The organism is Mycobacterium sp. ITM-2016-00317 (assembly GCF_002968295.1).
In the GTDB taxonomy this organism is placed as follows: domain Bacteria; phylum Actinomycetota; class Actinomycetes; order Mycobacteriales; family Mycobacteriaceae; genus Mycobacterium.
In genome coordinates, this window is record NZ_CP134399.1 from 3219920 (window position 1) to 3231588 (window position 11669).

The following is an 11669-nucleotide window of genomic DNA, read 5'->3' on the forward strand; positions in this document are numbered from 1 at the left end:
GATGGCGAAGGTGACGTCCGCAGCGATCGTCGGTGTGATGGCGTCGGCAGTCGCCGCTGCGCCCGTGGCGCACGCCGATCCCGATACGGCGTTCGCCGCGCAGTTGCACACCTACGGCATCTACGGGCAGAAGGACTACAACGCCTGGATTGCCAAGATCATGTGCAAACGCCTGCGCACCGGCCTTGATGCAGACCCCTTCAAATCGGCCGAATTCGTCCACGCGCAACTCAACACCGGCACCACCACCGAACAGGCCTGGCAGTTCGTCGGCGGCGCGGTAAACACCTACTGCCCGGAGCAGATCGAGGGGTTACGCCTTGCCACGCAATAGATTCGCCGGTGCCGGCCTGGCCGTCATCGCCGCGGTCTCCACGCTGACGCTGACCCCGGCCCTCGCGAATGCCGATGCCACCGACGAGTATCCGATCCCGAGCAATATGCTCAGAACCACCTGCACCGTCGACCAGTACATGGCCGCCGTGCGCGACACCAACCCGGTGTACTACGAGCGTTACATGATCGACTACAAGAACAAGTCCCCCGAGGTTCAGCGGTGGACGCGGGATCGCATCACCTGGTTCTTCTCGATGGACTTCGCGGGGCGGTGCGCCTATTCGGAGGAGACGGCCACCAACGCCTTCTACGAGCAGCTCGCCTGGAACTGGCCGAACTGGGCCAAGCTGTTCTTCAACAACAAGGGCGTTGTCGCGCACGGCACCAAGAACTGCGCGAAGTATCCGCCCGCCGATCCCGGCGTCTGGACGTGGTAGTCCGGGCCCGGTGACGAGAGCCACCTCATTCGAAATACGATGCGGTGCGCAGCAATTGCTGCGCGGCGTCCAGCAGAGTGCGGCGTAGGTCGGCGTCGCTGACGTCCTCGACAAACTTGTCGGTCGCGGCGGCATAGATCCCATTGGTGACCATGGAGATGACTACCCGGCCGGCCCCTGATCGCCGCCGAGTAGCAAGTTGGTGAGACGGTCGACCAGATCGGTGAGGTCCCCGCGGGACTGGATCAGATGCTCCAGGGCCGGATCACCGTTGAGGACGGCTGCCAGTCGGCGGTGCCGCACGATTGTCTCGATGAGCCCGCTGATGGTGATCTCCCGGCGGGTGCCGGTATCCGGGACAGCCTCCGCGATCGCCACCACGCGAGCCATATCGTCGAACATGGGCTGAGCGGCGGCCGCGACGATGTCTTCCTTGGAGCGGAACTGGTAGTAGACCGACGCCTTACCGACGCCGATGCTGTCGGCGATCATCTGGAAGGTGGTGCCGCTGACACCGTGTTCAGCGAACTGCGCCACCGCGGCCTCCAGCACGCGAGCGCGGGCGGTACCCCGCCCCAGCACGGATTTCGCCACTCGTCAGCCCCGGGTGTGGCGGCGCAGCAATTGCGTCTCGGGGATAGGCACGAGGTCAGGGTACCCCCGCCGGGATCGACCACACGCATCTCGTGGGACTTTGCGCCTCGTCTTGTTCACTGCGATCGCGGCATTACATACCGCGTGAAGATGCGAGATCGCTCGCTGCTATTTCTCGTGATCCCTCGACCTTGTGGGGCTATGCGCCTGCAATCCAGTCGAATTGGCGAACAATGCGCGGCCCGATCACCCTGTCTCATCACCGGCAGTGCCGAGAATCCTCTACGGCTGTCATCGAACGCGTTGCGGGACTGCACAACACGGAATGCACACCGGCGAGACGAGACGTTCAATTCCTCTACACGCCTCGAGCCTAGGGAGACGCAGTCCGGAGAACTGCAGTCTCGGGAGGCCCCGAAGCCGCCCTCGCCTGAGTCCGCTGTCACGTGACCCTCGACACCGACTGAACTGAGCTCCCTTCTCCCAGCCGATGCAGCATCGCCGCCAGCCAGCAAACGCTATCCGGGCTATCGCTCCTACGTGCGCACACTGCCGATGGCCGAATCAATGCCCGGACTTTGCCGGATAACGAAAACAGGAATATGCTTAGAACAGCTCGTTACCGAGCGGTACTGCCAGGTAGATGGCATATATCACAATATGGCAACAGATGAGTCAGTCGCCACACGCGTGACGTGCCGCCGAGAGGCCACTTGGCGTCATCGCAGCGGTAACGCACACAGCAAACTTTCTCTGGCGTGGCATCCGGCCGGGTCGGCGCTCAGTCGCCCCCGAGCCCGCCCCGTCGGCAGTTCAACGCTGCCGTCGTCCGCGCCGAGAGGGCGGGGCCGTGCCCGACACGGTTCCACATGTTGAGAACAGATAGAAGTGAGCAAGACCATGCCGAAAGTCGGCCAATCCACCACGATGTTCCGTGTTCAGAAGCACGGAACGAAGATCGTCACAACCCTTCTCGTCATCACCGGCCTCGGCGGCGCGGCTGTGGTTCTTTCGCCGACGCACCGGCATACAGAGGTCGCGGTAGAGCAGCGTCCGGCGGATGATGCCGCGCCGACCACAGCTGGAGCCGCCCCGCAGGCACCCGTGACGGTAGCCGAGGCGGCTGCGGTCGTGCCCGAGCCACCGGTGGCCGTGCCCGCGCCGCCGTTGGTGGTGCACAAAGACTCCAACGCGCAGGACATCGTCAAGGCCATCGTCGACCACGGTCACGCCGCCGGTCTGAGCGAAGAGCAGATCACCACTGTCATCGCCACGGCGAAGATCGAATCGAGTTTCCGCCCAGCCGTATCCGGTGGTGTGCAGGCCTACGGGGGACGCGGCACCGCGGCTGACGAGGTCATCGGCCTGTTCCAGGAGAAAGCCAGCTTCGGCACCGTCGCCGAGCGCCAGGACCCGAACACGGCGATCACCCGCTTCATCGCCCGGTTCCTCGACGCGTACAAGAAGCACGGCATCGCCGGCGACCATGTGCAGGCGGCCACGCTCGCCCAGAACCCGCAACTGCGCAAGCGAAACGGTGGCGTCGGGACTCACTACTACAGGACCATTCAAGCCGCGATGGGCGCAGCCTCAGACCTGTACCGGGAGGCCATCACGCGGCGGCCCGCCTGATCGCAGCACGATTCGTCGCCGTCAGGGAAGCGCGGGGCCCGGTTGGGGGAGTGGATGCGCCCCCTCCGGGCGCAACCCGTCGAAGATGATGGCGAGGTAGCGCTGCCACAGCAGAGGTGCTGGGGCAGCGAGGTTCTCGACGACGTGCACCGGCGCGCACATCAACAGGAAGACGTCCATCGTGCTGACATCCGGCCGGAGCGCGCCCGCGTCGTGGGCGCGGTCGACGAGCGTCCCCAGTGCGGTCTGCAGCTCCTTGCGCACCTCCGTGACCCGCGGATCACTCTCGCTGGCCGACTGAAGAAATGTCAGATCATGCCGTTGGCGTTGGTCTGCCGCGATCGTCAGGAATTCCAGTAGGGCTGCCCCTGGGTCGGCCGCGTCTGCCAGCCGACGCGCGGCAGCGGTGAGGGCCGCGGTATGGGCGCAGACGATGGACGCGATCAGATCCTCTTTGGAGGCGAAGTGCCGGAACACTGTGCCCTTCGCGACACCGGCCCGGCGGGCGATGTCGGCGACCGAGGCGGCCGGGCCCCGCTCGGCAAACTCCTCCTCTGCCGCGGCCAGTAACAGCTCGCGGTTACGGGCCGCATCCGCACGGAGAATCACCGCTTGAGACTACCAAGTTGACCGATCGGTCATCTTCTGGCATCGTCGCGAAGGCAAGGTGACCGCACGGTCATCTTCGTTGAGACGGCGAAAACAGCTGGAGGACAGATGAAGTTGCAAGGCGCGACCGCGCTCGTGACCGGTGCCAATCGGGGGATCGGTCACCACTTCGCGGAGGAACTCCTCCGGCGCGGTGCCAAGGTGTACGCGACGGCACGTCGGCCCGAGTCGGTGGACCTGCCCGGCGCCGAGGTGCTGCGACTCGACATCACCGACCAGTCGTCGGTCGACGCGGCCGCCGAGCGTGCCGGTGATGTCGACGTCCTGGTCAACAATGCCGCCGACACCGCGGGCGGAAACCTCGTCACCGGTGATCTCGCCGCCATCCGCTCGACCATGGACTCGAACTACTACGGCACACTCGCGATGATTCGGGCATTCGCACCGATCCTGGCCCGCAACGGCGGCGGCGCCATCCTCAACGTATTGTCCGCTGTTGCGTGGAACACCGTCGAGGGCAACACCGCCTATGCCGCAGCCAAATCCGCAGAGTGGGGACTGACCAATGGCGTGCGCGTCGAACTGGAACGCCAAGGCACCCTCGTCACTGCTCTGGTGCCCGGACTGGTCGGAACGCAGACGCTTTTCGATTTCGCCGAGCGCAATGGCATCCAGTTCCCCGACGGCGCTGTGATCGATCCCGCCGACCTGGTGCGGTTGGCGCTCGACGGCCTTGAGGCCGGCGAGATCGAGATCATGGACCCTCTGGCGATCGAGGCTAAGGCGACGCTGTCGGGACCGCCCAGGGCTTTGGCGCTCTAGCCGCGAGCGTGCGTGTCTGCGGCTGACACGCCGGGCCACAACGGGATTCGGCGCACGCTCGTCGCGTTACCGGGCGACGATCTCGCCGTCATCTCGATTCCGAACGGACGGGCCGGCGGTCCAGCCAGTGCTGCGCGGCGAGCTTGGCCCGGTCCTCGACGAGGAACCAGACCAGGGCATAGCCCCAGACGACCCCGGCCCACGCCCAACCCAGCGGGGTCATCAACACTCCGTAGACCGCGATCAGTGTGGCGATCACCTGGGTGGCGATCACCGCGACGAGCAGTACCGGCGCCGGGCCCGGCCGCGACCAGAATGTCCCGCGGGTACGGGTGACGAATACCGTCAGGTGTCCCGACACCGACAATTTCAGGTAGATCAGAGTGCGGATCAGGTCCTCGTCGAGCCCGAAGGCGGAGTGCGCTATCGCCAACAGCAGGAAGGTCTCGACGACACCCATCACGCCCAGCGTGGTGGCGATGGTGAGCACGCGACGCATGTCCCAGGAGACAGGTTGGTCCGAGCCCCGAACACGGTCGTAGGCGATCGTCAGGATCGCGGCGTCGTTGAGAAGCGCCAGGAACACGATCATCACCGCGGTGACCGGAAAGAAGTTCAGGACCACGATCGACAACGTGATCAACAGCAGCACCCGGATGGTCTCGGCGATGCGGTAAGTGGCGTAATTGGTCATCCGGGCGAAGATCTCTCTGGCCTGACGGATCGCGTCCACGATCACCGACAGTCCCGGCGCAAGCAGCACCACGTCGGCGGCGGCGCGGGCGGCCTCGGTCGCTCCGGCCACCGCGATGCCGGCGTCGGCCTGTTTCAGGGCCGGCGCGTCGTTGACTCCGTCGCCCGTCATCCCCACGATGTGCCCACGCGCCTGCAGCAGTCGCACGATGCGGTACTTGTGTTCCGGAAACACCTGGGCGAAGCCGTCGGCCGCGGCCACCTGCGCGGCCAAGGCATCGTCGTTCTTGGCGGTGTCCAACGCGGCGGCGTCCACGATGCGATCGCCCAGACCGACCCGGCGGGCGATCTCGCGGCCGATGGCGGCCTGGTCGCCGGTGACCATCTTGACCTCGACGCCGAGCTGCTGCGCCGCGCGAATGGTCGCGGGGGAGTCGTCCCGGGGTGGGTCGGCAAGGGCCACCACACCCAACAGGCGCCAGTCGCCCTGATCGTCGGTGCGCGCCACGCCCAACGACCGGTAGCCGCGCTCGGCGAACCGCTCGACCACCTCACCGACCTGATTCGTGGCGGAGTCGTGCGCACACAGCGCGCCGATGACCTGCGGGGCGCCCTTGCTGACCTTGACAGTGCGACCGTCGTCGCCGCGAATCGTCGCCTCGGTGCGCTTGGTGACCGGATCGAACGGGGTGAAGTCCTCGGCCACAGGCGGTGGCATCTGGCCGGCGGTCCCCAGCACGGCCATGTCGATGGGATCGTTGTCCTCCGCGCGTGAGGCCGAGGCCGCGGCCCGCAGTAGGTCGGCGTCATCGACCGCGAGCGCCACCCAGGACTCCGCCACCGTCAGTCGGTTCTCGGTGAGCGTGCCGGTCTTGTCCGAACACAGCACATCCACCCCGCCGAGTTCCTCGACCGCGGGCAGGTGACTGACGACGGCCTGGTGGCGGGCCAGCTTCCGGGCACCGACGGCCATGGTGACCGACAGCACCGCGGGGAGCGCGACCGGCACCGACGCGATCGTGACGACCAGGGCGAACTCCAGTGTCTCCAACACCGCATTGCCACGGATCAGCGACACCACGACCGTCAGTGCCACCAGGGCCGCTGACAGCACGATGAGGTAGTTGCCGATGCGCAGCACCGCTTGTTGGAAGTGGCTGACGGTGCCCGCAGTCTGCACCAATGAGGTCGTGCGCCCCATGAACGACGAGGCCCCGGTGGCGTAGACGACGGCGTCGGTTTCACCGCGCACGAGTACCGACCCCGAGTAGAGCACCTCACCGCGGCCGCGGGACACCGCCAGTGACTCCCCGGTCAGCGCGGACTGGTCCACCTCGACCGTCGTGTCGTCGAGCACCCGCAGATCGGCGGGCACCACGTCGCCCAGTCGAACCCGCACGACATCCCCGGGCACCAGATCCCGCAGCTCCACGGTCACCCACACGCCGTCCCGCAATGCCCGCGCCGAGGTGGCCAGACGCTGTCTGAGCGCGTCGATGGCGTTGGCCGCCTGGTGTTCCTCGACGAAGCCGACCAACCCGTTCATCACCAGCAGCACGGCGATGATCGCCGCGTCGGCCCAATGCCGCGCGAGCAGCGACAACACCAGTGCCGCTTCGATCATCCAGGGGATGGGCGCCCAGAAGTATGCGAGGAATGCCAGCACCGGATTCCGACGGCGCTCGGCGATCTCGTTGGCCCCGTACTGCTGCTGTCGCCGCTGCGCCTCGTCCGTGGTCAGCCCGTGCGCCGAGCTGTCCAACTCGCTCAGCACCTGTTCCAGCGGGTTCTTGGACAACGCGTCGTCGGCCTGCTGCATCTTCACACCCCCGCCCGAAATCAACGGGGGCGGCCGAGGGGCGACCTGCGGTCCGCAGCGGTGATCCCCGACGTCCACTGTCACACCGGCTCGGAGGGTTGTAAAGGGCGGTATCGGTTATCGCCGGCGCAGCGGGACGGCCCGTCGGCGTGGGGTCCTAGTGTGTGGCCGGATCAGTCAGGATCTCGACCATGGCCGGCCCCGGGTGGCTGAGCGCCTCGGAGATCGCGTGACCGAGATCCCGTGGATCGGTGACGCGTCTGCCGTAGCCGCCGCAGTTGCGTGCGTACGCGGCGAAGTCCGGGTTCTGCAGAGAGGTCTGCCAGACCGCGTATTCGGCGCTGCGCTGTTCCTCGCTGATCTTCGCGAGTTCACCGTTGTTGAGCAGGATGTGCGTGATGTTCATGTCGTACTTCACTGCGGTGGTGAAGTCGGCGAGGTACTGACCGAAGCCGCCGTCGCCGGTGATGGCGACGATGGGACGGTCCGGTGCGGCGGCCCAGGCGCCCATCGCCGCAGGGAATCCGAAGCCGATGGATCCGAGATACCCGGACATCAGCACCGATTGTTCTGAGGCTTCGAAGTACCGACCGAACGAGTAGGCGTGATTGCCGACGTCCACCGTCAGTACCGCATTCGGCGGTACCAGTCGGTTGAGCTCTTCGAATACGGTTGCGGCAGCGACTCGGCCGTCTAGATGCTTGACCGCACGCCGGGTCTTTTCCGTGCGCCACACCGACCAACGTTCGGCAACCTCCGGACGCTGATCCACCAGCGCGGAGTTCGGGTGGAGGCCGTCGAGAAGGGCGGCGGCGCTGACCCCCGCATCACCGAGTACCGGCACCGTGACGGGGCGGAACCGGCCCAGCATCATGGGGTCGGTGTCCACCTGGATGATCGGCTTGTACGGCGATATCCCGGTGTGATTCGAGAAGGACGCGCCGAATACCAGCAGAAGGTCGGCCTTGTTCATCATCCACGATGCGACCGGTGTACCGGACCGGCCCAGCACGCCGCAGGCGAGGGGGTGGGCGTCCGAGATCTGCCCCTTGGCTTTAAAAGTGGTCAGCACCGGCGCATTCAGCCGTTCGGCCAGTGCGATGATCGCCGGCATGTCGAACTTCGCGCCGGCACCGACGACGACAAGCGGTCTGGTCGCGGTGCGAATCAACTCGAGGGCCTGGCCGACCGAGGCCGGCGGGGGAGACACCCGAAGGTCGGGCATGCGGCCTTCTGGGCCGGAGGTCGATGCGGCGGGGGCCGCGAGGATCTGCACTTCGTCGGGCAGCACGAGATGGCCTACTCCGCGATCGATGATGGCGTGCTTGAGGGCCATCGTCATCAGCTCCGCATGGTCGGAGCCAGAACGCACCATCGCCGAGTACACCGACACGTCGGCGAATGCCGCGAGCAGATCGATGTCCTGGAACGCGCCCTTGCCCGCCACGGAGGAATCGACGTTCCCGGATAGGGCCAGAACCGGTGCGCGGTCGGATTTCGCGTCGTAGAGGCCGGTCAGCAAGTTCGTGGAGCCTGGACCGGCGATACCCAAGCATGCGGCGGGCCTGCCGGTCAGCTTTCCGTAGGCGGCAGCTGCGAATGCTGCGGCACCCTCGTGGCGGATGCCGAAATACCGGATCTTCCCGGTGGTTTCGGCGCGATGCATGGCCTCGGCGATGCCGAGGTTCGAGTGGCCGACCATGCCGAAGACCGTGTCGACGCCCCAGTTGGTCATGGTCTCGACCAGAACGTCACTCACCGTACGCACGTGCGGGGCGGGTTCAGGTACACCCACGTAGACGCCGTCCGCGCGAGCATCGACGGGGTAGGTGCGGACATTGAAGTCGGGGCCACCTGCGGCCTCGCCGGTGAACGGATCGAAGTCGAAACCGTGCCACGGGCAACGGATCTTGTCGTTCTCGAGGGTGCCCTGACCAAGCGGGCCACCCTGATGGGGACACCGGTTGTCGATGGCACCGTAACGGCCGTCGAGTCTGGTCAGCGCGACTGTCTTGAGTCCGACCGGGCAGGTGGTCACTTCGCCCTCGTCGAGATCTCCGGCGTCGACGGCCTTGTGCCAGGTGAGACCTTGGTCAGTCACAGCGGAATAGCTCCTGCAAAAGGGACCCCGCTCAGATAGGCGAAGTCTCGGTCGAAGGTGACGAGGTCGTCGAGTTCGAAGTCGGCAAGACGCTGGTGCCCGCACGCCCGGGCAAGGACCACCATCAGGTCGACGGTCGCCCGCAGGAACCGGTTCAACCGCTCTGCTGCTGCGCTCACAGGAAGCCGGGCCCGTAGGCGTGGATCTTGCGTGGCGATGCCGGCCGGGCAGGTGTTGGTGTTGCATGCGCGCATCCCGACGCAGCCGATTGCCTGGAGCGCCGCGTTCGAGAGACCGATGGCGTCGGCGCCCAACGCCAGCGCTTTGACCATGTCCGCCGGTGTGCGCATGCCCCCCGTGACGGCGAGCGTCACGTGGCGTTCGCCCGCCTTGTCCAGATGCCGCCGGGCACGTGACAGTGCGGGGATCGTGGGCACCGATATGTTGTCCCGGAACAGCGTGGGCGCTGCACCGGTGCCGCCGCCGCGGCCGTCGAGGATGAGGTAATCCACGCCGATCTCGAGCGCGGCATCGATATCACGCTCGATGTGCTGCGCACTCATCTTGTAGCCGACCGGGATTCCGCCGGAGACGTCACGGACCTGCGCGGCGAAATCTCGGAATTGGTCGAGGGACGTCCATTCGGGAAACCGTGCCGGGGAGATCGCCGCCGTGCCCGGGGGAAGGCCCCGGACCTCGGCGATCCGGCCCACCACCTTGGGGCCGGGGAGGTGTCCACCGGTACCGGTCTTGGCCCCCTGGCCCCCCTTGAAGTGGAAGGCTTGGACTTTGCTCATGTGCTCGAAGCTCCAGCCGAACAGGCCGGATGCCAGCTCGTAGAAGTACTTCGAATTCTCTTGCTGCTCTTCGGGAAGCATGCCGCCCTCACCCGAACAGATTCCCGTCCCAGCAAGTTCGGCACCCGCCGCGAGCGCGGTCTTGGCTTCCTGGGAAAGAGCGCCGAAGCTCATGTCGCTGATGAACAACGGAATGTCGAGCACCAGTGGACGTGCCGCGTTCGGGCCGATGACCGTCGTGGTGCTCACCGGTTCGTCGTCGGTCAGCGGCAGCCGGGCGAGCTGCGCGGTGAGCACTTGGATCGAATCCCACGACGGCAGGAGCTCGCGTGGCACGCCCATGGCCGCCGTCGGACCATGCCGGCCGACTCTGCTCAATCCATGTGCCGCCAGTTCGTGAATCTGTGTGACGAACGGTTCCTCGGCGGTATCGGATGCGCTGATCCACCTGCCCTGGTAGCCATCGTCGGCGTAGGTCTGCGGATTGCTGCGCGCGAACTCGGCGATGGCCGACTCGTCGACGTACACGGCGCCGTCGGACACCCACGTGGGGAAGGTGGCCAATGCCATTGCGGGGTTGACCGGCGACACGCCGGAATCGATCTCGTAGCGCCACCCGTGGACGCCGCACACCACGAGGTCGCCCTCAACGCGGCCGTCCGACAGAAGCGCCCCGCGGTGCGCACACCGGCCGTACAACGCCGAGACGTCGTCGCCGCGACGGACCAGCACGACGTCGACACCTGCCGCGACGATCGCATACGGGGTGTTGTCGGGGAGTTCGGATAGCGAGGCGACGCGCAGTGTTCTGCCTGTTTCAATTGTCACGCGTGCCTGTCCCCATCGTTCAACTGTCAATCACCGACGATCGTACGCGTCGGTCGTCGGCAGATGCGTCAGGATGCCGCAACCGGAACATGCAGCGCCTGCGGGTGATCCGCCAACGCATTCAGCCGGTATCCCCCGGGGGAGCGGTGATGCGATCGACCCGGCGTGGCGCGAAGGGGGGGCATTGCGTTGAATGCGCACGGCGATGACTTTGGGCGCTGACGGAGGTCATACTTTTCCGTAGGAGCAATCCTGTTCCGACGAAGGAGCGTCCATGCCGCGCACCCGGGTCCACAACCTCAATGTCTCTCTGGACGGTTATGCCGCCGGCGACCACGTGTCTTTTGACCATCCGATCGGTGATGCTGGGCAGCTTTTCGAGCAGTTCGACGGTCGTGTCATCCATGGAGTCGACAAGGTGCAAGACCCTATTACCGTCGACCGCGCGCTGACCAGTATGTGGAGTCAGGGCATCGGCGCCGAGATCATGGGCAGGCGAAAATTCGGCCCTCACACCGGTGAATGGCCGGACGACGGATGGCAGGGATGGTGGGGAGACGAGCCGCCGTTTCACACGCCGGTTTTCGTCATGACCCATTACGAGCATCCGCCGATTGAGTTCGCCAACGGAACGAGCTTCCATTTCGTCAGCGGGTCGGCGAAAGACGTTCTGCGCCTTGCCCAAGATGCGGCCGGCGGTCGCGATGTCCGCCTCGGCGGTGGGCCATCGACTGTGCGTCAGTTCCTTGAAGCCGATCTGGTGGATTTCATGCACCTGGTGATCGTGCCCGTAGTGCTAGGGCACGGCGTTGCTCTGTGGGACGGACTGGGCGATCTGCGGGGGAGGTTCGTCGTCGAGTCCGTCGCCACCCCGAGCGGCCTCGCCCATCAATTCTTCAACCGCGTAGCGAACCTGTAACTGCGCGTGCCGAAGTGGGCCCTCAGTTCGAGGACGCTGAAGCTTCAGCATGACCGTTGCGTTGGTGTTCCGCCGACACTTT

Annotated in this window: 11 protein-coding genes; 5 read left to right on the forward strand and 6 right to left on the reverse strand. The window is 65.9% G+C overall.

Annotation, left to right across the window (positions count from 1 at the left end; all coding sequences use genetic code 11):
* The first annotated feature begins 1 nt into the window (after window position 1).
* Window positions 2-334 (forward strand): DUF732 domain-containing protein, encoded by a 333-nt coding sequence (locus tag C6A87_RS15305; RefSeq protein WP_311113060.1) that lies wholly within the window; start codon window positions 2-4, stop codon window positions 332-334.
* Window positions 321-773, forward strand: coding sequence for a DUF5078 domain-containing protein (locus C6A87_RS15310; RefSeq protein ID WP_396836875.1), 453 nt, complete (start codon window positions 321-323; stop codon window positions 771-773). The genes C6A87_RS15305 and C6A87_RS15310 overlap by 14 nt, the downstream gene beginning before the upstream one ends.
* Before the next feature lie 25 nt (window positions 774-798).
* Here the strand turns inward: C6A87_RS15310 and C6A87_RS15315 are convergent, their stop codons facing one another.
* Window positions 799-927, reverse strand: a complete 129-nt coding sequence (locus C6A87_RS15315) for a hypothetical protein (protein WP_311113061.1) — start codon at window positions 925-927, stop codon at window positions 799-801.
* An 8-nt stretch (window positions 928-935) separates the two neighbouring features.
* Window positions 936-1325 (reverse strand): helix-turn-helix domain-containing protein, encoded by a 390-nt coding sequence (locus tag C6A87_RS15320; RefSeq protein ID WP_311113062.1) that lies wholly within the window; start codon window positions 1323-1325, stop codon window positions 936-938.
* Between the two features lie 930 nt (window positions 1326-2255).
* Here C6A87_RS15320 and C6A87_RS15325 point away from each other — a divergent pair.
* Window positions 2256-2999, forward strand: a complete 744-nt coding sequence (locus C6A87_RS15325; protein ID WP_311113063.1) for a hypothetical protein — start codon at window positions 2256-2258, stop codon at window positions 2997-2999.
* 21 nt (window positions 3000-3020) lie between these two features.
* On the opposite strand, the gene C6A87_RS15330 is transcribed toward C6A87_RS15325, so the two are convergent.
* On the reverse strand, window positions 3021-3608 hold the full coding sequence (locus tag C6A87_RS15330) for a TetR family transcriptional regulator (RefSeq protein ID WP_311113064.1): 588 nt from the start codon (window positions 3606-3608) through the stop codon (window positions 3021-3023).
* A gap of 108 nt (window positions 3609-3716) precedes the next feature.
* Between C6A87_RS15330 and C6A87_RS15335 the strand changes: the two genes are divergently transcribed.
* Window positions 3717-4430, forward strand: a complete 714-nt coding sequence (locus C6A87_RS15335) for an SDR family NAD(P)-dependent oxidoreductase (protein ID WP_311113065.1) — start codon at window positions 3717-3719, stop codon at window positions 4428-4430.
* Window positions 4431-4518: 88 nt separating this feature from the next.
* Here the strand turns inward: C6A87_RS15335 and C6A87_RS15340 are convergent, their stop codons facing one another.
* The 3 genes from C6A87_RS15340 to C6A87_RS15350 form a co-directional block, all read right to left on the reverse strand.
* Window positions 4519-6942: a plasma-membrane proton-efflux P-type ATPase gene (locus tag C6A87_RS15340; RefSeq protein WP_311113066.1), complete on the reverse strand. Its 2424-nt coding sequence runs from the start codon at window positions 6940-6942 to the stop codon at window positions 4519-4521.
* 157 nt (window positions 6943-7099) lie between these two features.
* Window positions 7100-9043: a thiamine pyrophosphate-dependent enzyme gene (locus C6A87_RS15345; RefSeq protein WP_311113067.1), complete on the reverse strand. Its 1944-nt coding sequence runs from the start codon at window positions 9041-9043 to the stop codon at window positions 7100-7102.
* The gene (locus tag C6A87_RS15350) at window positions 9040-10668 is read right to left on the reverse strand and encodes a glutamate synthase-related protein (RefSeq protein ID WP_311113068.1); all 1629 of its coding nucleotides are present in this window, start codon (window positions 10666-10668) and stop codon (window positions 9040-9042) included. Before C6A87_RS15350 ends, C6A87_RS15345 begins: the two co-directional genes overlap by 4 nt.
* A 274-nt stretch (window positions 10669-10942) precedes the next feature.
* On the opposite strand from C6A87_RS15350, the gene C6A87_RS15355 reads away from it, so the two are divergent.
* The gene (locus tag C6A87_RS15355) at window positions 10943-11587 is read left to right on the forward strand and encodes a dihydrofolate reductase family protein (protein WP_311113069.1); all 645 of its coding nucleotides are present in this window, start codon (window positions 10943-10945) and stop codon (window positions 11585-11587) included.
* Window positions 11588-11669 lie beyond the last annotated feature (82 nt).